The sequence below is a fragment of the Stenotrophomonas sp. CS3K5 genome, from assembly GCF_059515225.1.
On the sequence record NZ_JCAKRX010000014.1, the window covers coordinates 85861 to 108259 of the forward strand.

Here is a 22399-nt window from a genome sequence, read left to right on the forward strand (position 1 = left end):
GGAGGCCAGAAGCCCCCCCGTTCATGCCACAGCTCTACCAGAGGCGATTAGCCCTGGCAGGTGCCCGGACGGTACTTCTTGTCAACGGTGCCGCCACAAACCCACGTAACCTGCTGGTTGGACTTCAGGGTTGCAGTCAGGGTGACATTGCCGGTGGCACCATTAACAGTCGAAGTCGCAGTGATCTTGCTACCATCCCAAGTCACACCCGAGACGTAATCAGACTTCTGTGCTTCCGGGGTCCAAGAGCTCGGCGGCAGGGTGCCGTTACCCGCAGCGTACTCGGACACAGCCGTACGCACAGCGGAGGCAGCCAGGATCACTTCGGAGACCTTGGCCTTCTTGGTGTAGTCGCTGTAAGCCGGCAGCGCGATGGCGGCCAGGATGGCGATGATCGCAACGACGATCATCAGTTCGATCAGGGTGAAGCCCTTCTGGTTCTTCATGGTGGTACATCCCCAAGATGAGTGGTGGTTGATGTCGGGGCCGACGGCCGGCCAGATGACCGGATGAGCAGGCTGCCCGTCCCCGCGGGTGGATCGACGCAGGTAACGTGCCAATCTCCCATGGCAGCGTCTCCCCGATTTCCCCGCGCCAATGATGGCAGCAATTTCGCGGATGGGAACCCCCCCGCGTCGAATCTGCGATGGACGCGGCAATGTGACGCGGTACGTCACCTTTCGTCTCGGCAGGTCGAAAACCCTGCGCAGCGTCACGCCAGCGGGCTCCCCGGACGGCCCCGAACCGGCTACCATCGCCGGTCAGGATGCCCGCCTGGGGATGGCGGGCCTTGGGGAGCCAACATGTCTGTCAGTCGCAGTGCGATCAAGAAAGAGCCCGTGGCCCGTGCCACGATGGAGCTGCAACCGTTTGTCTGGGAGGGGACCGACAAGCGGGGCATCAAGATGAAGGGCGAGCAGTTGGCCAAGAACGCCAACCTGCTGCGTGCCGAACTGCGCAAGCAGGGCATCAACCCGGGCCAGGTCAAGCCCAAGCCGAAGCCGTTGTTCGGTGCCGCCGGCAAGCCGGTGACGCCCAAGGACATCGCCTTCTTCAGCCGGCAGATGGCCACCATGATGAAGTCCGGCGTGCCGATCGTCTCGGCGCTGGAAATCATCGGCAGCGGGCACAAGAACCCGCGCATGAAGAAGATGGTGGACGGCATCCGCGCCGACATCGAGGGCGGTTCCTCGCTGTACGAGGCCATCAGCCGCCATCCGGTGCAGTTCGACGAGCTCTACCGCAACCTGGTCCGCGCCGGCGAGAGCGCCGGTGTGCTGGAAACCGTGCTGGACACGATCGCCTCCTACAAGGAGAACATCGAGGCACTGAAGGGCAAGATCAAGAAGGCCCTGTTCTACCCGGCCATGGTGCTGGTGGTGGCGTTCCTGGTCAGCACCATCCTGCTGGTGTGGGTGGTGCCGCAGTTCGAGGAGGTCTTCCAGAGCTTCGGCGCCGACCTGCCGGCGTTCACCCAGATGGTGGTGAACCTGTCGCGGTTCATGGTGTCCTGGTGGTGGCTGATCGCCATCGCTGTCATCGGCACGGTGGTGGCCATTGCCATGGCCTACCGGCGCTCGGAGAAGATGCAGCACACCGTTGACCGGCTGGTACTGAAGGTGCCGGTGATCGGCCAGATCATGCACAACAGCGCCATCGCCCGCTTCGCCCGCACCACCGCGGTGACCTTCAAGGCCGGCGTGCCGCTGGTGGAAGCGCTGGGCATCGTGGCCGGCGCCACCGGCAACAAGGTCTACGCCGAGGGCGTGCTGCGCATGCGCGACGACGTGTCGGTCGGTTACCCGGTCAACATGGCCATGAAGCAACTGAACCTGTTCCCGCACATGGTCATCCAGATGACCGGCATCGGTGAAGAGGCCGGCGCCTTGGATGCCATGCTGTTCAAGGTGGCTGAATACTACGAGCAGGAAGTGAACAATGCCGTGGATGCCTTGAGCAGCCTGCTCGAACCGATGATCATGGTGTTCATTGGTACCATTGTCGGTGGCTTGGTCATCGCGATGTACCTGCCCATCTTCAAACTCGGCGCCGTCGTCGGCTAAAGGCATCAATGGCATTTCTCGACCAGCACCCCGGCCTCGGCTATCCCGCCGCGGCCGCTTTTGGACTGCTGCTGGGCAGTTTCCTCAACGTGGTCATCCTGCGCCTGCCCAAGCGGCTGGAGTGGCAGTGGAAGCGCGACGCGCGCGAGGTGCTGGAAGAACCGGACTTCTACGAGCCACCACCGCCGGGGATCGTGGTGGAGCCCTCGCACTGCCCGCACTGCAAGCACAAGCTGAGCTGGTACGAGAACATCCCCCTGTTCAGCTGGCTCGTTCAGGGGGGCAAATGCCGCCACTGCAAGGCCCCCATCTCGCTGCAGTACCCGCTGGTGGAGGCGCTGACCGCCGTGCTGGTGCTGGCCTGCGTCTGGCAGTTCGGCTTCGGCTGGCAGGGGTTCGGCGCCATCGTGCTGACCTGTTTCCTGGTCGCCCTGTCCGGCATCGACCTGCGCACCCAGCTGCTGCCGGACCAGCTGACCCTGCCGCTGATGTGGCTGGGCCTGATAGGCAGCATCGACAACCTGTACATGCCGGCCAAACCCGCCCTGGTGGGCGCGGCGGTGGGCTACCTGTCGCTGTGGACGGTCTGGTGGCTGTTCAAGCAGCTGACCGGCAAGGAAGGCATGGGCCACGGCGATTTCAAGCTGCTGGCGGCCCTCGGCGCCTGGTGCGGGCTGAAGGGCATCCTGCCGATCATCCTGCTGTCTTCGGTGCTGGGCGCCATCATCGGCTCGATCTGGCTGTACAGCCGCGGCCGTGACCGCGCCACCCCGATTCCGTTCGGCCCGTACCTGGCCATCGCCGGCTGGCTCTACTTCATGTGGGGCGCGCCGCTGGTGGAGCATTACCTGGTGTTGAGCGGGCTGCGCTGAGGGGATCCCCCATGAGCCATTATGTGGTGGGCCTGACCGGTGGCATCGCCGCCGGCAAGAGTGAAGTGACCCGGCGCTTCGAGGCGCTGGGCATCGTGGTGGCCGACGCCGATCTGGCCGCCCGCGCGGTGGTGGAGGCCGGCAGCCCGGCCCTGGTGCAGATTGCCGCGCGTTTCGGCGCCGGGATGTTGCTGACCGATGGCCAGCTGGACCGGGCCCGGCTGCGCGCCCATGTCTTCGCCGACCCGGCGGAACGGGCGGCGCTGGAAGCCATCACCCACCCGGCCATCCGCCGGCTGATGCAGCAGCAGTGCGAACAGGCCCGGAGCCCGTATGCGATCGCGGCCATTCCGCTGCTGACCGAGGTGGGTGGCCGGAAAGCCTACCCATGGCTGGACCGGGTGCTGCTGGTGGATGCGCCGGAAGCGGTGCAGCATGCCCGCCTGATGCAGCGCGACGGCATCGATGCCGCGCTGGCCGACCGCATGATTGCCGCCCAGGCCAGCCGCACACAGCGCCAGGCACTGGCCGATGACGTGGTGGTCAATGATGGGCAGCCGGACGACCTGCAGGCGCAGGTGGAACACCTGCATGCGCGGTACCTGGGGTTGGCCGGGGGCTGAGGCGGGTTGCCGGCCAGCGGCCAGCACTACCCAGGCGCATCCAGCGCGCGTCCTGGATCTGAGGCGTTCCGAATCCGCGCGCAGGCTTGCCGCAACTATTGCAGGGTTGCTGCGCCACGGGCCATTTCGGCCTGCAATTGCTGCTGCGCGTAGCAGGTCAGCTCGCGCGCGGCCAGCAGCAGGCCTTCGATGGCATCTGGTGGCACGACCTGCAACGGACCTCCGCGGGTGCGCGCGATATGCGCGGCATACATCATCCGGGTCAAGGTGGAGATGCCTGCCACGGTGTGCCTCAAGCCGGCCGGGGTGCCGGCCTGCGGGGGCTTCAAGCCGGCGCGCCGCGCAGCGTCTGCGGTGAAGCCGTCGACGTCCATCTGTGCCATCAGGATCGGCATCAGGCCATCGGGCCGGGACAGCACATCCTCGACGCGCTGGGCGACCGCGGTGGAGAGCTGGCTGACCGAATCGCCAACCAACTGGTGCAGGTTCGGGTAACGGGCATGGTGTGACACAACGAGGCTCCTGGCAGGCGACGGACGATCCGACACTGGCATCTGGCCATCTGCGCTTCGGCCCGTCAGGAGGCAAACGCGTCAACGAGGGTGAGGGTGCTCGGAACCGTGAGCCACCGCACGCCGAGGCAGGCGGAAACAGTCATGTTCCGGTAGATCCACGCCATGCGTGGATGGCCGATGCCGAGTACCGGGCATCAATGCCAACCCAGGTTGGCACCTACCAGGGCAGCGTCATGTGCCAACCCGGGTCGGCCACGCCGCCGTTACAGCGGCTTGGGCGAGAACGTCAGTGTGGCGATCACGCCGCGCTGGCCACCGGGCCGCACACTCACCTGCCAGCCGTACAGGTCGCACAGGCGGCTGACGATCGACAGGCCGATGCCGCCGCCCTGCGAATGGCCCGCGTGGGTACCGCGGTAGCCACGCTGGAACAGCTTGGCCGCGTCTTCCTCGCTCAGGCCCGGACCGCTGTCGGTCACCGAGACGGCGTTGGCGCCCACATGCACGCGCACTTCGCCATCCTGGGAATACTTCACCGCGTTGCCGATCAGGTTGCCCAGCGCCACCGACAGCGCGGCTTCGGGCGCGTCGATCACCAGATCACGCTCGCCTTCCAGCGCCAGCTCCAGCGGCTTGCCGCCCAGCTGCGCGCGGTGTGCATCCAGCAGCTGCTCGGCCACGCGGGCCACGTTGCTGGTGCCCTGCCCGCGCTCGTTGCGCGACAGCAGCAGCAGCGCGCCAATCAGATCGCTGCATTGCTGTTCGGCACGCTGGATGCGCTGCAGGCGCTGCAGCACCTTCTCGTCCAGGCCGGGACGGGTCAGCAGCAGTTCGGTGGCGCCACGGATCACCGCCAGTGGCGTGCGCAGCTCGTGGCTGACGTCGGCGTTGAACTCGCGGTCACGCTGTACCACTTCGGTCAGCCGCGAGGAGTAGTCGTCCAGCGCCTGTGCCAGCTGCCCCACTTCATCATCGGGGAAGCGCGGCGCCAAGGGCTCCGGATCACTGGTGCCGCCACGGTAGGCACGCAGCCGCGCCGCCAGATCCGACACCGGCTTCATCACCTTCGAGGCCGACCACCAGCCGAGCACCAGCGACAGCACGCTGAACACCAGCACCGACAACACCAGCGCGCGGTTGAGCTGCTTGCCACCGCGCACGCTGTCGGTCATGTCATAGGCGAGGAAGAACCAGGCGTCATCGGCCTTGCGCACCGCGAGCTTGTAGGCGTAGGGCTGCCCCTGTTCGTCGGTGCCACTGAGGTTGTAGTTGCCGTTCTGCAGGTCGGCCCACTGCGGCCAGGACTCGCGCGCCTTGTCGAACTTGTCGGCCGAGTACGCGTAGGCCCGGATCTGCTGTACCGGCACTGCCGGGTTCCGACCGGGATGCTCGTAGAAGCGGCGTGCGTACTCTTCGATGTTGTGGTTGATCACATCCTCCACCAGCTGGTTTTCCACCCGCATGCGGGCCCAGTTGGTGGCGAAGGCGAACAGTGTCGTCAGGCAGAAGCCCAACAGCACGAATGAAACGATGATGCGGCTGCGCAGACGCCGCCGATAGGGCGTACGTCGGCGCTCACCCTTGGTTGCCACGGAATCAGGCTTCCGGGGTGGCGATGCGGTATCCGATGCCATGGCGGGTCTGGATCAGCGGCACTTCAAAGGGCTTGTCGACCACGGCGCGCAGGCCATGGATATGCACGCGCAGCGAATCCGAGTCGGGCAGTTCTTCGCCCCACACGCGGGTTTCCAGTTCCTGGCGGGTCACCACGGCCGGGGCCGCTTCCATCAGTGCCTGCAGGATCTTCAGCGCGGTCGGGTTGAGCTGCAGCAGCTTGCCCTGGCGACGCACTTCCAGCGTGTCCAGGTTGTATTCCAGATCGCCGGTCTCCAGCACGCGGGTCTGCACGCCCTTGCCGCGCCGCGACAGCGCGTTCAAGCGTACTTCCACTTCCTGCAGCGCGAACGGCTTGATCAGGTAGTCGTCGGCGCCGGAGTCGAAACCGGCCAGCTTGTTGTCCAGCGAATCACGCGCGGTCAGCATCAGCACCGGGGTCTGCTTGCGCGCTTCATTGCGCAGCTTGCGGCACACTTCAATGCCATCCATGCCCGGCAGGTTCAGATCCAGCACGATGGCGTCGAACTCGTGGACCACCGCCAGGTGCAGGCCGGTCACGCCGTCGGCAGCGAAGTCCACGGTGTGGCCACGATCCTCAAGGTAGTCGCCAAGGTTGGCGGCGATGTCGCTGTTGTCTTCGATTACGAGAATGCGCACTGGAACCTCTGGTTCTTGAAGGGTCGTCGGGGGCCAGGCCCACCGCCCCAGAATGGCCTGGGGGCGGTGGACGCGACGTCTACCTGCTGAACGATACAGGTTCCAGTCTTAACATTTCGTACCGAAGGCACGAGGTGGATAGGCCCCCGTGGGCACCGCTCAGCGGCTGAGGCGCTGCTGGTCGGTCAGTGCCTGGCGGCTGTCGTCCTGGGCCTTGCGGCGCTGGGCCACGGTCAGGCACACGCTCTGCGGCATGTTGCTGCCGGTCAGGCGCTCGCGGCGGCAGATCATGCGGCTGTCGGCCTGGGCCCGGCTCATGATCGTGTTGACGATCTCCTGCTCGTTGAAGACGTCCGTGCGCTCCTGCGCTGCCAGCTCGTCAACCTTCTCGCGGCCGTTCATCTTGACCTTGATCCGGTTCAGCGCCTGCTGCACGCGGCTCTTGTCTTCCAGGCCGATCTCGCTGTAGTCCTCGCTGCCCATGGCCGTTTCAACGCGGCGGATCTGCTCGGAGACCGGCGTGGTGGCGTCCATGCGTACGGCCTCCTTCTGTGCCTTGGCCTGCACAGTGGCTGCCAGGCCCAGGGAAAGCATCAGCGCGAGCGTGGTGGTGCGGTACATGACGAGCTCCATGTTCGTCCGTGAATAGGGCCCCGACTTTACGGTTCCACCGATGCGTTCACAAGGGACGCACGGCAGGGTGACCGTTGGCGGGGCCCTGCCAGAACGCCAACCATCAGCGCCTGAAGTTCTTGTCGTCCGCCGGGAAGCTCTGGATACCATTGAGCACCTTGCGGCTGTCCTCCTGCGCCTTGCGCCGCTGGGCAACCGTCATGCAGACGCTCTGCGGCATGTTGCTGCCGGTCGAGCGCTCGCGGCGGCAGACCATGCGGCTGTCGGCACGGGCCCGGGTCAGGATCGTGTTGATCACTTCCTGGTCGTTGAAGACCGCGGTCTGGTCATTCGGGCTGAGCTGCTCAACACGCTCGTGCTCGCCCATCCGGTCGCGGATGCGCCCCACCGCCTGCTGCACACGGCTCTTGTCTTCCAGCCCGATCTCACTGTAGTCGTCGCTGTTGATGGCGGTTTCCACGGTTCGCAGCTGTTCGGCCACTGGCGCGCTGCCATCGAGCTTCACGCTGGCCTTCTCGGATTTGGCCTGGGCGGTGGTGGCCAGGGCCAGGCCCAGCACCAGGGTGAGGGAAATCATGCGCTGCATCGTTATCTCCATGTCATCCATGAGTGGAACGTCCGAGCTGCGGTCGCACCGGCGCCCCGCAGGGCAGCGCCGGCACAGGCCGACAGACGGTGCGATCAACGCCCCGCGGGCGGCGGTGCGAGGGTGTTGTAGCTGCGCTGGTCATTGATCAGCGCCTTGCCCTTCTCTTCGATACGGCGCCGCTCGGCCACCGTCAGGCAGCGGCTCTTGGGCATGTTGCTGCCGGTGGTGCGCTCGTACCTGCAGATCTGCCGGCTGTCGTCGTGCCCGCGCACCAGCAGGGTGTTGATCCGCTCCTGCTCGTTGAAGACTTCGGTCTGCAACTGCGGCGGCAGTTCCTGCACGGTCTGCCGCTCACCCATGTGCTGGCGGATGCGCGACAGCGACTGCTGCACCTGGGTGCGGTCTTCCAGGGACAGTTCAGCGTATTCGGGGGTGCCCAGAGCGGTTTCCACCTGGCGCATCTGTTCGGCCACCGGCGCCTGCCGGTCCATCTGTACAGCGGCTTTCTCTGGTTTGGCGGCAACCCCGCCAGACAGGCCCAGCAACAACGCGATCATCATGATGCGGTACATGCCAACCTCCCGATCCATCCCGGAACGAAGGCCCAACTCTACGACCCTCACGCGGCCTCCACAAGGGACCGGCGCTGCTGCCCCGCAGCATAAAAAAGGCCCAGACGGTGCACCCGCCTGGGCCTGAAGTCGTATCCCGATTACCGATCCTGCTGAGAGGCAGAGCTGCGGTTCGCTGAAGCCTACGCCGGGTCCGATTAAAGCCTTGTTAAAAGTCCGGCTCACCCGCCATGAGAATCTCAAGCTACTGAATAATCAGGCCTTTTTCAGCTTCTCGACATGCGCGATGATGCGCGTGGCGACATCGACCCCGCAGGCTGCCTCGATGCCCTCCAGGCCAGGGGTGGAGTTGACCTCCAGCACCAGCGGGCCACGGGCGGAGCGGATCAGGTCCACCCCACACACCGACAACCCCAGCGCCTTGGCCGAGCGCACCGCCACCTGTTGTTCGGCGCGGCTGGCCTTGGCCGCCACCGCGGTGCCACCGGCATGCAGGTTGGAGCGGAAGTCACCTTCAGGGGCCTGTCGCTGCATCGAGGCCACCACCTGGTCGCCGACCACGAAGCAGCGCAGGTCGGCGCCCTTGGCCTCGCCGATGAATTCCTGCATGAGGAAATTGGCGTACAGGCCGCGCAACGCCTCGACGATGCCGCGCGAGGCGCTGGCTTTCTCGGTGAGGATCACGCCGCGACCCTGGGTGCCCTCGTTGAGCTTCACCACATGCGGCGGCGGCCCGAGCATGGACAGCAGGTCCACAGTGTCATCGGGGTTGTCGCCGAATACCGTCACCGGCATGTCGATGCCCTTGGCCGCCAGCAGCTGGTGCGCACGCAGTTTGTCGCGCGAGCGCAGGATCGCGTCGGAGGGATTGGGGGTGCGTGCGCCCATCAGCTCGAACTGGCGCAGCACGGCGGTGCCGTAGCGGGTGATCGAGGCACCGATGCGCGGGATCACCACATCCACGCCGGTCATCGGCCGGCCCTTGTAGTGCATTGAGAAGCCATCGGCGGCGATGCGCATGTAGCAGCGCAGCGGGTCGAGAATGCGCACCGTATGGCCGCGTGCGCGCGCCGCCTCGACCAGCCGGCGGGTGGAATACAGGGAGCTGTTGCGGGACAGGATGGCGAGCTTCATCGCGGCAGGATCGGTCGGCAGGCGCGAAGCATAGCGCGGGCGTGTGGCGGGCGGATGATGCTCCGCAGGCCGCCGCATCTGCGTGCATGCCGGGGCTGTGCGAAGATGCCTTTCGCCGGCTACAGGACAGGACACGGCCGGCCTACATAATCCAAGGAGAACCACAGATGCGAATGGGAATTCCGCTGTTGTTGCTGTTTGGCCTGGTGGGGGGCGCCGCGCACGTACAGGCTGCGCCGACCCATGCAGTCTCCCGGCTCTACTTCGATGCCAACAACACCCTGATCGGCCAGGGCCTGCGTTACTGCACGGGCAAGACACAACACCAGGGCGTTGCCTCACACGCCAATACCCGCTGGATCGATGTTTCCTACGCCTGCCAGGGCGATTCGACAGACGTTTCCTACGGCAGCTGGGTGCCTGCGCAACTGCGGCAGGACTTCTGCACGCTGTATGACGCCTGCACATCACTGATGCCGTGGCCGGAACCCGGCCTGCCCGGCACCCTCGGCAATGGCTTCTACTCTGACTGACAGCCGATAGCCGCCCTGCTGTCTCCGGCGATGGCAGCATCGTCGCCGGAGATTCCACCCACTACGCCCCCGGAGACTTCATGCCGCTGACGATCCTTCCGCGATTCTCCGAAGTGGACGTACTCGGCCACGTCACCAACACCGCCCTGCCCGTCTGGTTCGAGGAGGGCCGCCAGGAGATCTTCCGGCACTTCAGCGGCGACGCCAGCATGCGCGACCTGACGCTGATCCTGCGCCGCTACGAGATCGACTTCCTGCAGCAGATACAGGCAGGACACGAAGTGCGTATCGAGACCCGCATCGAGAACATTGGCCGCTCCTCGCTGTCGATCGTGCAGCAGGCATTCCAGCTCGATGTACTGGTCGCCAGCGGACGCTGCGTGATGGTGCATTTCGACTATGCGGCCAATACGTCGCGCGAGATCGATGCAGGGCAGCGACAGGCGTTGTCGGCGCTGTTCACCGAGGAGTATGCGCAACGGATGCGCGAAGCAAGCGAGCCTGCCACCCAGGCCTGATCAGGAAGAAGGGATGCGAAGGCTGAAGCGTCCATTGCGAACACGCAGTGCCAACGGAGTGTCCCGCCACTCCACAGGAAGTTCCAACAATGTGTGTACTGTCGGGCAACGCGTGATGTCGTCAAACTCCCAGCGTTCCTCGTAGGCCTCGCATCGGAGCGTGCCGTCATCGGCGGCTTCGATCACGTCGATCCAGGCTCCACTCCGGGCCTTGCCGCTGCCGCCCATTGCACGGCGGCCAATGGCCTGCCAATGCCCCTGCCAATGTACGAGCCACACGCCCTCGATGGGACGCAGATCCCCATCAAGCACGCTGCCCGCCACCACCACGCATCGCCCCGCCGGGCTGCTGATCACCGTATCCAGATCGCAGGCATGGCGGTCACTGCGTTCGCCATCAAGACACAGGGCGTACGGACAGATACGCGCGAACAGGGTCGGATGCGCGGTCAGACGCAGGTCGTCGGGAAGCAGCGGGATGGCCTGCAGCACCCGGGCATCAGGCAGGACATGCCGCAATGCCTGCGGCAGCCCGGCGGCCAGCGCCGGATGCCCCTGTTCCAGCCATAGACCCCGACAGGGGCGCAGCGTGGTTGATCGGCTGGGAAGACCACGCAGCCACATCGCAGCTTCGGCATCCCCGCCACGCTGCCGATGCTCGTGCAGTACCTGCCAGAACAGGCTGGGCACCATCGCCTGCAGGTGCATCACCCGCTTGTCCGCTTCGTCGTAGACGATCACCGCTTCGCTACGATCAATGTAGCCACTGGCCACACGCAGCGCGCTGCCCGCCAGCGTCTGCCACTCGCCACTGGCATCATGGCTGCCGCCGGTAGACACGCCTTCCACAATGGCGCCATCGCGCAGCATCTGGGTGCTGTAGGCCGGCCCTCCCATGCCCAGCTCGCCCCACTCCAACAGAACATCATGGATGGGCGGCCGGGGAGCAAAGGGCCGCTTCGCCCGCGAGCGCAGCCGTGCGCCGCCTACAACATCACCGACCAGATCCAAGCGCTGCAGCACGCCGCCCACTGCAAGGCACGCGACAAGGGCGACAACCACGCCCAGCGGAGACCACCAGGCCACACAGACGGCGACCAGGACCAGGAACGGCAACCATTGGGTGAAACGGCGGAGAGCGATTCGATTCAAAGCCATGAGATCAGGCAGCAGGAGCGGGCCACCCTCCCCAAGTACGGCTACTGCGCCCCCAATCAGATGGGGAGGCGCGAACGGGGGCCAAAAGCCTGTTCACGCCTGCCAGCAGCGTGGTGAGGGCCGTCAGCGTTGCCGCCACTATCAGGCCAATAGGCCGCACCGGCGCAGCAGATTCAACACGGGTTGCGGCCTCCCGCTTTGATTGTTCGTTGTGATCCATCACGTCGACCCCCAGAATGTGCGTTCACAGGCCAAGAGTAGCCAAGCGCGATATTCAGCGTTGTATACGTTGTGCTTTGACACCTTCGATCACTTGACGGCGGACGGACACGATGGCGGAATGGACTGGTTATCCCACGATCATCTATACCAACCGTCCTCTCCTTGAACTGGCAAAGGACCTCATAGCCTGTTTCCGGGATACGTTTGGCTATCAGATGGAGGTGGACCGCCTCGGGAACGGCCTGGGTTTCCTGTTCTACCGCGACAAGGACATGCTGGATCACCACCTCGACGTAGGATTCAACGTTGACCGGGCGGGTCGCGGCTGCGTCGGCATTGAAGTGGACGAAGTCGACTTCTACGCCAGGCTTTCCCTGTTCGAGTTCGAGGGCGAATCTGACTTCGACCCTTACGACGTTGGCATGATGCTGAGCGGGGTTCTTCATGTCACTGTGGTGCTGCCCGCAGCAACGCAGGAGAACACGTTCTCCTCGCAGGTGCTCAGTGACGTTGAAAGGCTGACGAAAATGCCAGCGGACACTTCCCGGCACGAGCGCCTCAAGGAACTTCTTGCCGGGATCAAAGCGCTTTCAGCCGATTAGCCGCGCCAGCACCTCGCACGAAGCCAGTTCTGCAAGGGAATCGGCTGGGCGGCCTGTTCGATCAGGAGTGAGAGGCAGGATGGAGCGGGCGATGGGAATCGAACCCACGTCAGTAGCTTGGGAAGCTACAGCTCTACCATTGAGCTACGCCCGCATTGCGGGTGAAAGTCTATGCGCAGCGGCCGGTGTTGCGCAATGGTGGCCGCCACATCCGCCGGCAATGGGGTCAGAGCCGTTTCCGGGCGGAAACGGATCTGACCCCGTTCTGCATCAGAAGCTGCCGCTGAAGCTGGCGAAGATCGAGGTATCCATCGCACGCTTCTGCAGCGTGGTGGTGCTCAGGCCGATATTGCTCTGCAGGCCGAACAGGTCCATGCGGGCACCGAGGATGGCGGTCGCATAGTTCTTGTCGAACTCCATGCCCGGCACGCGGTACATGCCCACGCCCGGCAGGCTCTGCACCCACGCGCTGGCCTGCTTGGTGTCCTCGAACTCGTGGTCGTAGGTCACCTGCACGTACGGCTTGACGCTGCCGCCGTCGAAGCGGGCCTGCCAGCCGATGCGGCCGACGGTGGAATCGACGTCCTGCTTGCCGTAACCCAGCGCGGTGGCCATCGTGCCGGCGTCGGCGCTTTCGGTGTAGCCGTCGATCTTCACCTTCTGCCAGATCACCGAGGCGATCGGGCCGTGGCGGAAGCCACCTTCGGTGCCGAACTCGTAACCAGCGTTCAGCGCGGCGGTCAGGTTGCTGCCGTCCGGCGAACCACCATGCTCACGGGTGGCCGGGCCGAGCTGCACCTTGCGGTTCACGTCATAGGACAGCCAGCTGTAGCTGACCTGGCCGTTGACCCAGATGCGGTCGCCGTACCAGCCGGCGAACAGACCGGCGGTGGTGTCCTTCTGGGTGAAGTCGCCACGGCTGTTGCCGAAGTCGGCATCCATGCGGCCGAAGCCGGCGAAGCCGCCGAACACCATGCCGTTGCGGGCCCAGTCGACACCGAACAGGCCGGCCGGGGCCATGCCGTCGTACAGGTCGGCGTGGTCGTAGCGCTGCATGTCACCGCGCAGGCCACCCCACCAGGACAGGCCATCAGCCGGTCGGCCGCTGCGGTGCAGGCTGACCTGGTCGGCACGCGAACGGCCGATGGTCTGCGCCGAATGGCTCAGCACCTGCTGCAGGCGCGGGCCTTCCAGGATCGAGATCGCGTACTGGCCCAGCATCTGGTGCGCGGCCGAGGTCGGGTGCACGTCGTCAGCGAACAGATAGGTGCTGGCCGCATCGGGACGCACGTAGGCCAGCGGGCTGCAGCTCAGCGACGAGGCCACCAGGCAGGCGCGGCCGGTAACGTTGCTGAAGCCGTACATGCCCGGGTTGGCGATGATTTCATGCAGCAGGGTGTAGGTATCGAGCGGAATGAACTCGATGCCTGCCTGCTTCAGGCCGCCGTACAGGGCGTTGTTGTACGCGGTGGCCAGGGCGGTGCCCTGCGCGCGACCGGCCGCGCCGCGGTCGATGAAGCCCGGGCTGCTGCCGATGTCCGGCAGGTTCGGCACCATCACGTACTGCGCGCCGGCCTGCTTGAGGCTGGCGACGATGCCGATCTGGTCGGTGACGGCGGCGCCGATGACCGCCGGGGCCTGCGCCGGTGCGGTGATGGAGAACAGATCGTTGGCGCCGCCCCACACGGTGTACAGGGCATTGGCGTCGGCCTTGCCGCCATTGGCGGCCAGGTAGCGGGCGGTCTGCGTCTTCAGCGACGGCACCGGCACGTTGCCGAACGCCGGCTGGGTCAGGTCCACGCCGACCCGCGCGCCGCCAACGGCGTAATTGTCGCCGACCTGGCCGTTGCCGTTCGGGTTGGCGTCGGTGCCGTAGTAGCCGGCCACCACCTGCGCCCAGACCAGGCCCGGGTTGGTGGTGAACTGGCCGGTGACCGGACGCGCGTCGGCCGGCTGGATGAGCGGGCGGTAGTAGCCGCTGTCGGTCAGGCTGTCACCGAGGAACACGGTGCGCGAGAACGGGGATTCGCCTGCCATGGCCGGAAGCGCGGCCAGCGCGATCGCGGCCGCCATCAGGGAGCGGATCGGGCGTTTGCTGAGCTGCATGTAAGAAACTCCTGTGGGGATATCGTTGAGGACCCGGCGCACGTACGCCGGCGCACGGTGAATGGTTTCACCGGACCGTCGTTTGCTCACGCTGCGCCGCCGCATGGATTGTCGCCGCCCTTGACCACGCCCGGGTGTGCGGCAGGTGGCGGAACCGGCAATTTGCAAGGGTTCCGAACCGAGCAGGCCATCAGCGACAATGCGCGGATGGACATCCAGCTCAACGGCGAACCCCGCACCCTGCCCGCTTCGGCGACCCTCCACGACCTGCTGCAGGCCGAGCAGCTGCTGCAGCGCCGGGTGGCGGTGGAGGTCAACGGCGAGATCGTCAGCCGCAGCCGCCACGGCGAGCACGTGCTGGCCGAAGGCGACGTGGTGGAGATCGTGCACGCGCTGGGCGGCGGTTGAGACCTGCCCGGGTTTGCCGGCCAGCGGCCGGCACTACCCATGCCGATCCACGGCCGGCATGCCATTGCGTGACCCCATCTTCAGGCGGATAAGCGATAATCGCGTCATGAACGTTCATGTCTCCCCCGATTCGCTGGTGATCGCCGGCAAGACCTATGGCTCGCGGCTGCTGACCGGCACCGGCAAGTTCAAGGATCTGGAAGAAACCCGCCTGGCCACCGAGGCCGCAGGCGCCCAGATCGTCACCGTGGCCATCCGCCGCACGAACATCGGGCAGAACCCGGGCGAGCCGAACCTGCTCGACGTGCTGCCGCCGGAGCGCTACACCATCCTGCCCAACACCGCCGGCTGCTATACCGCCGAGGACGCCGTGCGTACCTGCCGCCTGGCCCGTGAGCTGCTGGACGGCCACAACCTGACCAAGCTGGAAGTGCTGGGCGACCAGAAGTCGCTGTACCCGGACGTGGTGCAGACCCTCAAGGCCGCCGAACAGCTGGTCAAGGACGGTTTCGAGGTGATGGTCTACACCTCCGATGACCCGATCCTGGCCAAGCGCCTGGAAGAGATCGGCTGCGCTGCGGTAATGCCGCTGGCCGCGCCGATCGGTTCGGGCCTGGGCATCCAGAACAAGTACAACCTGTTGCAGATCATCGAAGATGCCAAGGTGCCGATCATCGTCGACGCCGGCGTCGGCACCGCCTCCGATGCCGCCATTGCGATGGAGCTGGGCTGCGATGGCGTGCTGATGAACACCGCCATTGCCGGTGCGCGCCATCCAGTGCTGATGGCCAGCGCCATGCGCAAAGCGGTCGAGGCCGGCCGCGAGGCCTTCCTGGCCGGGCGCATTCCGCGCAAGCGCTACGCCAGCGCCTCCTCGCCGGTGGATGGGTTGATCGGCTGATGACCAATCCTTTCGACAGCGCCGGTTCCAAGACCCCGCCCAAGCCCTTCACCGTCAGCGAAGGCCGCCGCGAAGTGCGCAGTTTCGTGCTGCGCCAGGGCCGCTTCACCCCCGCCCAGCAGCGCGCGTTCGACGAACGCTGGCCGCGCTTCGGCATCGACTACAACGGCCAGCCGCGTGACCTGGACGCCACCTTCGGCCGCCCGGCGCACAAGGTGCTGGAAATCGGCTTCGGCAACGGTGCCGCCATGCGCTTTGCCGCACAGCACGACCCGTCGCGCGATTACATCGGCATCGAGGTGCACGCGCCCGGCGTGGGCCGGCTGCTGAACGCACTGGCCGAGGACAACGCCGACCACGTGCGGCTTTACCACCACGATGCGGTGGAAGTGCTGCAGAACGAGATTGCCGATGGTGCGCTGGATGAAGTGCGCATCTACTTCCCGGACCCGTGGCACAAGAAGCGCCACAACAAGCGGCGCCTGCTGCAGCCGGCGTTCGCCGACCTGCTGGTGCGCAAGCTGCGCCCGGGTGGCCGCCTGCACTGTGCCACCGACTGGGAAGACTACGCCGAGCAGATGTGGGACGTGCTCGACGCCACCGCCGGGCTGGTCAACCGCGCCGGCCCGCGTGGCAGCGTGCCGCGCCCGGACTGGCGCCCGCAGACCCACTTCGAGACCCGCGGCCAGAAGCTCGGCCACGGCGTCTGGGACCTGTTGTACGACCGCACCTGATCAACGCCTGAGGACGCCGCGCCCCACATGGATACCGCGCTGACGCTGACCAACGACATGAAGCTCGTGCTCGGGCTGGTCGGCTTCACGATGGCGATGTTCCTGTTCGAGCGCATCCGCGCCGACGTGGTCGCGCTGGTGGTGCTGGTGGTGCTGGGCGTCACCGGCCTGATCGCGCCGGAGGAGATCTTCGGCGGTTTCTCCGGTAACGCGGTGATGAGCATCATCGCCACCACCATCCTCGGCGCAGGCCTGGACCGCACCGGCGCCCTGAACCGGCTGGCCGCGTGGCTGCTGCGGCGCGGCCACGGCGTCGAGCAGCGGCTGCTGATGATGACCACGGCCATTGCCGGCTTGAACTCTTCGTTCATGCAGAACCCTTCGGTGATGGCTTTGTACCTGCCGGTGGCCTCGCGGTTGGCCGCGCGTACCGGGCTGACCCTGCAGCGGCTGCTGCTGCCCATTTCGGCTGCGATCGTGATGGGCGGTGCGCTGACCATGGTCGGCAATTCGCCGCTGATCCTGCTGAACGATCTGCTGGCTTCGGCCAACAACAACCTGCCCTCCGGCCTGGCCACCATCGAGCCGCTGCGCATGTTCGCGCCGCTGCCGATCGGCGTGGCGCTGCTGGTCGCCTCGCTGCTGTACTTCCGCTACTACGGCGACCGCAAGCTGATCGAGGAAGAGAACCTGGTCAACGACGGGGTGACCCCGGCGCGCACCGAAAGCTACTTCGCCAAGACCTACGGCATTGAGGGCGATGTCTTCGAACTGGTAGTGACCGCCGAGAGCCCGCTGGTGGGCATGACCCTGGGCGAGGCGGAAAATCTGCACGACGCGCCGCTGCTGCTGGCCCTGAAGACCGGCAACGACACCCGCCTGGCGCCGCCGGCTGAGATGCGCATCTGGGTGGGCAGCGTGCTCGGTGCGATGGGCCCACGCGAGCAGATCAGCGATTTCGCGCAGAACCAGTTCCTGCGCATGTCTTCGCGCCTGAAGCACCTGGGCGATCTGTTCAACCCCAGCCGCGCCGGCATTTCCGAGGCCGTGGTGCCGCCCACCTCGAACGTGATCGGCAAGAGCGCGGCCGACCTGCGCCTGCGCAAGGAACGTGGCATCAGCCTGCTGGCGATCAACCGCGACAAGCAGGTGATCCGCGAGGATGTGCGCGACGTGCAGCTGCGCGCGGGCGATATGCTGGTCTTCCACAGCATCTGGACCGACCTGGCGCAGGCCGCACGCAGCCGCGACTTCGTGGTGGTAACCGACTACCCGACCGGCGAGCAGCGCCCGCACAAGTTCAAGATCGCCATGGCAATCTTCGCGCTGACCATCCTGATTGCGCTGACCAGCAAGCTGCCGGTGGCGCTGACCCTGATGACCGGCGTGGCCGGCATGCTGCTGACCGGCGTGCTGCGCATGGACGAGGCCTATGCCTCGATCAACTGGAAGACGGTGTTCATGATGGCCGGGCTGATCCCGCTCGGCTGGGCGATGGATTCCAGTGGTGCCGCCGCGTGGGTGGCCGGGCACACCATCGACAAGCTGCCCACCGGCATTCCGTTGTGGGTGCTGGAAGTGGCGCTGGCGCTGCTGACCACCGCGTTCTCGCTGGTGATCAGCCACGTGGGCGCGACCATCGTGATGGTGCCCATTGCGGTGAACCTGGCATTGGCGGCCGGCGGCAACCCGACTGCGTTCGCGCTGATCGTGGCGCTGTCGGCGTCCAACAATCTGATGACGGCCTCCAACCCGGTGATCTCGATGATCACCGGCCCGGCCAACTACACCCCGCGCGAGATGTGGCGGGTCGGCGGACCGCTGTCGCTGATCTACACGCTGGTGGTGGTGCTGATGATCAACCTGATGTTCTGAGGGGATTGATCGGCAGGGCTGCGCCGTGCACCCGGCCGCTGGCCGGTAACCTCAACAGCAACAGCGTGCATTCCGTGGGATGGCGGGCACTGTGGGTTTGCGGGGACGCCGTAAACCCATCCATGGGGGCTTGGTCGCCGCATCCATGCCGCTCACACCCCGCAAACCCACAGTGCCCCGCCTTCGACAGTTTCACGCGGCTGGTGATGGGTGCCGACCGTTGGTCGGCACGGATCCCGTTCTGGCAGCTGTCGACCTTGGTCGACACGGACTTTGTAGCGTCGAGCCATGCTCGACTGCTTCTGGCCTCAGGCCAGGTAGACCTGCCCGTCGCGGATATCCACCGGCACCGCGCGCAGGCGGTCGCCCTTGCAGGGGCCGGCAATGCAGTCGCCGCTGTCGAGCGCGAACGAGGCACCGTGCGCGGCACACACCAGATGGCCCTCGCGGCTCTTCAGGAACTGGCCCGGCGCCCAGTCCAGGCGGCGGCCGGCATGCGGGCAGATGTTCAGGAAGGCGCGCACCTGCTCGCCGTCGCGATACAGCAGCAGCGATTCGGCATCGCCATCAACCACCGCTTCGACCTCGGCAAACGCACCATCGGCAATGGCTTCAAGGGCGATCAGGGCAGCAGCGGTAGTCATGGCGAAGGCTCGGGCGGTAAAGCGGAATTGTCGCATGCCTGCTCAGGTGACTGGCTGCGACATGAACACAAGTCATTGATTGGTAATAAGCCTCGGCTATATTTAACGAGTTTTTCACTCAATGACAGTGGCACCTCCCGATACTCTGGTTTCGCTGATCCCAGCCTATCGAGCCGCCATGTTCAATCGCGCATCCGCCTTTACCCAGTTCCGCACCCTGTTCGCGCCGCGCAAGCCGCGCCACCCGCTGGTGCGCGTTGCCGTGGGCCTGCTCGGCCTGGCGATCCTGGCCGCGATGGTGTTCATCGGTGTGTTCGTGGGTGCAGCGATGATCCTGGTCGGTCTGGCGTGGAAGCTGCTGGCTTCGCGCAAGCCGGGCAGCGCGCGTCCGGTCGATCCGACCGTGGTCGAGGGCGAGTACCGCGTGGTGCGCAAGCCGGTACTGCCGGCCTCGCGCTGAGCCGCGCCTTTCGCGCCCGCTGACGGCGGGCGCCATGCGTTCTAGACTGCAGGCACGCCCTTCCTGGATGCCCGCATGTCCGATGTCTCCGATGTGATTCCTGCCGTAGCCCTGCCCCGTGTACCGGTGGTCGGCGGTGGCAGTTTCCCCGTGCACCGCGTCTACTGCGTCGGCCGCAATTTCGCCGACCATGCCCGCGAAATGGGCGCCGCAGTGCCGGCCGCCGATGACCGCGGCCGCCCGATGTTCTTCTGCAAGCCGGCCGATGCGATCGTGGTCGGCCACGACGATGCCATCCCCTACCCGCCGGCGACCACCAACCTGCACCACGAAGTGGAGCTGGTGGTGGCGATCGGCCGTGACGCACCGGCCGGTGAGCTGGCCGTGGCCGACGCCGATGCGCTGGTCTACGGCTATGCCGTGGGCCTGGACCTCACCCGCCGCGACCTGCAGGCCGCCGCCAAGGAAAAGGGCCACCCGTGGGATTCGGCCAAGGGCTTCGATGCCTCCGCGCCGATCAGCGAGATCGTGCATGCCGCCGAAGTGGGCGATCTGGCCGCGTTGAACCTGTCACTGGAGGTCAACGGTGAGGTGCGCCAGCAGGCGCTGCTGGACCAGATGATCTGGAACGTGCCGGAGATCCTGCACGAGCTGTCCAAGCTGTGGCAGCTGCGTGCCGGCGACCTGGTGTTCATGGGCACTCCCTCTGGCGTGGCCGCGCTCAAGCCCGGCGACCGCTTCAGTGCGCGCCTGGAGAACGTGGCCGAGCGCCACGGCGTGATCGCCGGCTGACATCACCTGCGCTACCCTGCGCGCTGTCCACTTCCCCCCACCGGAGAAAAACAACAATGGGAATGCTCACCGAGTTCAAGGAATTCGCGATGCGCGGCAACGTCATCGACCTCGCCGTCGGCGTGGTGATCGGCGCAGCCTTCGGCAAGATCGTCACCGCGCTGGTGGAGAAGATCATCATGCCGCCGCTGGGTTACCTGATCGGCCGCGTGGACTTTTCCAGCCTGGCCTGGACGTTGTCGCCGGCCCGGCTTGGCCCGGATGGCAAGGAAATCCCGGCGGTGGTGGTTGGCTACGGCGACTTCATCAACACCGTCATCCAGTTCGTGATCGTGGCCTTTGCCATCTTCCTGGTGATCAAGGTGATCAACCGCCTGTCGCGCAAGAAGGAAGCCGCCCCGGCCGCACCGGCCGAGGAAGTGGTGCTGCTGCGCGAGATCCGCGACAGCCTGAAGAAATAAGGTGGTAGCGCCGGGCCATGCCCGGCGGGACGCCATCTTGCCGCTGCGCTCGCCGGGCATGGCCCGGCGCTACGCAGAGGCACGCGAAAGCCCCGCTCCGGCGGGGCTTTCGCTTTGCCGGTCGTGGCGGAAAACAGCGTTCGCGCCAGCCATGACCTCCCGCCCATGCGCCGGCCTGAACGACTGTTAAGCTCCAAGGCTTGGTCCCTTCCGGAGTTGCCCATGCGTCGCCGCGTCCTTGCCATCGCATCCTCCCTCGCCCTGCTGGCCGCCCCGGCCTTCGCGGCGCCGCGCACCACCACCCTGCCCCCGGCCTCGCTGGCCACCGCCGCGCAGCTGCGCGACCAGGCGCTGGCCGACGACACCGGCTGGAAGGTGGTCGAATCGCTGACCACCGAGATCGGCCCGCGCATCGCCGGCAGCGAAGCCGACGCTCGCGCCGTGGCCTGGGCCGAAGCCAAGTTCAAAGCCCTGGGCTTTGACAAGGTGTGGAAGGAACCGGTGACCTTCCCGAAATGGGAACGCCGCAGTGAGCACGCCGCCGTAACCGGCAAGCACCCGCAGCCGTTGCAGATCACCGCACTGGGTGGCAGCCCCGGCGGCACCGTGGAAGCGGAGGTGGTGCGCTTCGCCGACCTGGCCGCGCTGCAGGCTGCGCCGGCCGGTTCACTGAAGGGCAAGATCGCCTTCGTCGATTACCAGATGCTGCCGTTCCGCGATGGCCGCGACTACGGCCGGGGCGGCGCGATCCGCAGCAAGGGCCCTTCCGAAGCGATCCGCAAGGGCGCGGTCGGCTTCCTGATGCGCTCGGCCGGTACCGACTCGCACCGCGTGCCGCACACCGGCATCACCCGTTTCGATGATGGCCTGACCCCGGTGCCGTCGGCCGCGCTGTCGGTGCCCGATGCCGACCAGCTGGCGCGCCTGCTGGCCCGTGGCAGCACCACGGTGAAGGTGGCGCTGGATTGCGGCTGGGATGGCACGGCGACGTCGTACAACGTGATCGGCGAGATCACCGGCCGCAGCCTGCCGAAGGAAGTGGTGGTGATTGGTGGCCACCTGGATTCGTGGGACCTGGGCACCGGTGCCGTCGATGACGGCGCAGGCGTGGGCATCACCATGGCCGCCGGCCACCTGATCGGCCAGCTCAAGCAGGCACCGAAGCGCACCATCCGCGTGATTGCCTTCGCCAACGAAGAACAGGGCCTGTATGGCGGCAAGGCCTACGCCGAAGCGCATGCCAAGGACGTGGCCCTGCACCAGCTGGCCGCCGAGAGCGACTTCGGCGCCGGCCGCATCTATGCCTTCAATACCGGTTCGCCGAATCCGGAAGGTTCGCGCGAAGCGACGAAGCAGATTGCCGAAGTAATGAAGCCGCTGGGCATCGAATACCAGGCCGACAAGGGTGGCCCGGGCCCGGACGTCGGCCCGCTGGCAGCCAAGGGTGGCGCATGGGCGTGGCTGGCGCAGGATGGATCGGACTACTTCCACCTGCACCACACCGCCGACGACACGCTGGACAAGATCGACCCGAAGGCGCTGGCGCAGAACGTGGCCGCGTACACCGTGTTTGCCTATCTGGCTGCCGAAGCCGATGGCAACTTCGGCAGTGAGGCGAAGGCGACCACGCCGCCGAACGAATGATGCGGTAACGCCGGGCCATGCCCGGCGAGCGCAGCAGCAGCGGCGGTGCGAACCAAGGTTCGCACC

General features: G+C 66.1%; 25 protein-coding genes and 1 tRNA gene. 14 read left to right on the plus strand and 12 right to left on the minus strand.

The window, feature by feature from the left end:
- Window positions 1-47: 47 nt before the first annotated feature.
- A complete protein-coding gene (locus AC5YGJ_RS18055) occupies window positions 48-446 on the minus strand; it encodes a pilin (protein WP_496187331.1) in 399 nt (132 codons plus the stop codon).
- A 357-nt stretch (window positions 447-803) separates the two neighbouring features.
- Here AC5YGJ_RS18055 and AC5YGJ_RS18060 point away from each other — a divergent pair, with 357 nt between their 5' ends.
- From AC5YGJ_RS18060 to coaE, 3 genes are read left to right on the plus strand one after another with little or no spacing between them, the layout of a single operon-like run.
- The gene (locus AC5YGJ_RS18060; protein ID WP_496187332.1) at window positions 804-2063 is read left to right on the plus strand and encodes a type II secretion system F family protein; all 1260 of its coding nucleotides are present in this window, start codon (window positions 804-806) and stop codon (window positions 2061-2063) included.
- 8 nt (window positions 2064-2071) lie between these two features.
- Complete coding sequence (locus tag AC5YGJ_RS18065) at window positions 2072-2935, plus strand: prepilin peptidase (RefSeq protein WP_309334225.1); 864 nt, start codon at window positions 2072-2074, stop codon at window positions 2933-2935.
- A gap of 11 nt (window positions 2936-2946) precedes the next feature.
- Window positions 2947-3558: a dephospho-CoA kinase gene (coaE, locus tag AC5YGJ_RS18070; RefSeq protein ID WP_496187333.1), complete on the plus strand. Its 612-nt coding sequence runs from the start codon at window positions 2947-2949 to the stop codon at window positions 3556-3558.
- Window positions 3559-3653: 95 nt separating this feature from the next.
- Here coaE and AC5YGJ_RS18075 read toward each other — a convergent pair whose 3' ends face one another.
- From AC5YGJ_RS18075 to rimK, 7 genes are all read right to left on the minus strand, one after another.
- Entirely contained in the window at window positions 3654-4070 is a 417-nt protein-coding gene (locus AC5YGJ_RS18075; protein WP_249843083.1) for a hypothetical protein, read from the minus strand.
- 266 nt (window positions 4071-4336) lie between these two features.
- The gene (locus AC5YGJ_RS18080) at window positions 4337-5707 is read right to left on the minus strand and encodes a sensor histidine kinase (protein WP_249843082.1); all 1371 of its coding nucleotides are present in this window, start codon (window positions 5705-5707) and stop codon (window positions 4337-4339) included.
- A complete protein-coding gene (locus AC5YGJ_RS18085) occupies window positions 5670-6347 on the minus strand; it encodes a response regulator transcription factor (protein WP_005410804.1) in 678 nt (225 codons plus the stop codon). The genes AC5YGJ_RS18080 and AC5YGJ_RS18085 overlap by 38 nt, the downstream gene beginning before the upstream one ends.
- A 159-nt stretch (window positions 6348-6506) precedes the next feature.
- Entirely contained in the window at window positions 6507-6968 is a 462-nt protein-coding gene (locus tag AC5YGJ_RS18090; protein WP_107231725.1) for a hypothetical protein, read from the minus strand.
- Window positions 6969-7083: 115 nt separating this feature from the next.
- On the minus strand, window positions 7084-7566 hold the full coding sequence (locus AC5YGJ_RS18095) for a hypothetical protein (RefSeq protein ID WP_309334197.1): 483 nt from the start codon (window positions 7564-7566) through the stop codon (window positions 7084-7086).
- 95 nt (window positions 7567-7661) lie between these two features.
- Entirely contained in the window at window positions 7662-8141 is a 480-nt protein-coding gene (locus AC5YGJ_RS18100) for a hypothetical protein (RefSeq protein ID WP_057498810.1), read from the minus strand.
- Between the two features lie 255 nt (window positions 8142-8396).
- Window positions 8397-9275 (minus strand): 30S ribosomal protein S6--L-glutamate ligase, encoded by an 879-nt coding sequence (rimK, locus tag AC5YGJ_RS18105; RefSeq protein WP_496187334.1) that lies wholly within the window; start codon window positions 9273-9275, stop codon window positions 8397-8399.
- Between the two features lie 167 nt (window positions 9276-9442).
- Between rimK and AC5YGJ_RS18110 the strand changes: the two genes are divergently transcribed.
- Entirely contained in the window at window positions 9443-9808 is a 366-nt protein-coding gene (locus tag AC5YGJ_RS18110) for a hypothetical protein (RefSeq protein WP_249843080.1), read from the plus strand.
- 80 nt (window positions 9809-9888) lie between these two features.
- Window positions 9889-10326 carry an acyl-CoA thioesterase gene (locus tag AC5YGJ_RS18115; protein ID WP_496187335.1) on the plus strand — a complete coding sequence of 146 codons (438 nt, stop codon included), beginning with the start codon at window positions 9889-9891 and terminating at the stop codon, window positions 10324-10326.
- Here AC5YGJ_RS18115 and AC5YGJ_RS18120 read toward each other — a convergent pair whose 3' ends face one another.
- Window positions 10327-11484: a hypothetical protein gene (locus tag AC5YGJ_RS18120; protein WP_496187336.1), complete on the minus strand. Its 1158-nt coding sequence runs from the start codon at window positions 11482-11484 to the stop codon at window positions 10327-10329.
- Between the two features lie 332 nt (window positions 11485-11816).
- Here AC5YGJ_RS18120 and AC5YGJ_RS18125 point away from each other — a divergent pair, with 332 nt between their 5' ends.
- Entirely contained in the window at window positions 11817-12308 is a 492-nt protein-coding gene (locus AC5YGJ_RS18125; protein WP_496187337.1) for a hypothetical protein, read from the plus strand.
- A gap of 80 nt (window positions 12309-12388) precedes the next feature.
- Here AC5YGJ_RS18125 and AC5YGJ_RS18130 read toward each other — a convergent pair.
- Both AC5YGJ_RS18130 and AC5YGJ_RS18135 read right to left on the minus strand, forming a co-directional pair.
- Window positions 12389-12462, minus strand: a tRNA-Gly gene (locus AC5YGJ_RS18130).
- A gap of 116 nt (window positions 12463-12578) precedes the next feature.
- Entirely contained in the window at window positions 12579-14414 is a 1836-nt protein-coding gene (locus tag AC5YGJ_RS18135) for an autotransporter outer membrane beta-barrel domain-containing protein (protein WP_107231716.1), read from the minus strand.
- Between the two features lie 207 nt (window positions 14415-14621).
- Here AC5YGJ_RS18135 and thiS point away from each other — a divergent pair, with 207 nt between their 5' ends.
- From thiS to AC5YGJ_RS18155, 4 genes are all read left to right on the plus strand, one after another.
- On the plus strand, window positions 14622-14822 hold the full coding sequence (gene thiS / locus AC5YGJ_RS18140; protein ID WP_057498832.1) for a sulfur carrier protein ThiS: 201 nt from the start codon (window positions 14622-14624) through the stop codon (window positions 14820-14822).
- A 106-nt stretch (window positions 14823-14928) separates the two neighbouring features.
- Entirely contained in the window at window positions 14929-15723 is a 795-nt protein-coding gene (locus AC5YGJ_RS18145) for a thiazole synthase (RefSeq protein ID WP_005410813.1), read from the plus strand.
- A complete protein-coding gene (gene trmB, locus AC5YGJ_RS18150; protein ID WP_496187338.1) occupies window positions 15723-16457 on the plus strand; it encodes a tRNA (guanosine(46)-N7)-methyltransferase TrmB in 735 nt (244 codons plus the stop codon). Before AC5YGJ_RS18145 ends, trmB begins: the two co-directional genes overlap by 1 nt.
- 27 nt (window positions 16458-16484) lie before the next feature.
- The gene (locus AC5YGJ_RS18155) at window positions 16485-18332 is read left to right on the plus strand and encodes an SLC13 family permease (RefSeq protein ID WP_107231713.1); all 1848 of its coding nucleotides are present in this window, start codon (window positions 16485-16487) and stop codon (window positions 18330-18332) included.
- Between the two features lie 308 nt (window positions 18333-18640).
- Here the strand turns inward: AC5YGJ_RS18155 and AC5YGJ_RS18160 are convergent, their stop codons facing one another.
- Complete coding sequence (locus tag AC5YGJ_RS18160; protein WP_409460410.1) at window positions 18641-18976, minus strand: Rieske (2Fe-2S) protein; 336 nt, start codon at window positions 18974-18976, stop codon at window positions 18641-18643.
- Window positions 18977-19154: 178 nt separating this feature from the next.
- Here AC5YGJ_RS18160 and AC5YGJ_RS18165 point away from each other — a divergent pair, with 178 nt between their 5' ends.
- The 4 genes from AC5YGJ_RS18165 (at window position 19155) to AC5YGJ_RS18180 (ending at window position 22333) form a co-directional block, all read left to right on the plus strand.
- Window positions 19155-19436, plus strand: coding sequence for a hypothetical protein (locus AC5YGJ_RS18165; RefSeq protein ID WP_249843023.1), 282 nt, complete (start codon window positions 19155-19157; stop codon window positions 19434-19436).
- Window positions 19437-19511: 75 nt separating this feature from the next.
- Window positions 19512-20228, plus strand: a complete 717-nt coding sequence (locus tag AC5YGJ_RS18170) for a fumarylacetoacetate hydrolase family protein (protein ID WP_249843022.1) — start codon at window positions 19512-19514, stop codon at window positions 20226-20228.
- A gap of 56 nt (window positions 20229-20284) precedes the next feature.
- Window positions 20285-20689, plus strand: a complete 405-nt coding sequence (gene mscL / locus AC5YGJ_RS18175) for a large-conductance mechanosensitive channel protein MscL (protein WP_249843021.1) — start codon at window positions 20285-20287, stop codon at window positions 20687-20689.
- A gap of 222 nt (window positions 20690-20911) precedes the next feature.
- Window positions 20912-22333: a M28 family peptidase gene (locus AC5YGJ_RS18180; RefSeq protein WP_249843020.1), complete on the plus strand. Its 1422-nt coding sequence runs from the start codon at window positions 20912-20914 to the stop codon at window positions 22331-22333.
- The last annotated feature ends 66 nt before the right edge of the window (window positions 22334-22399 follow it).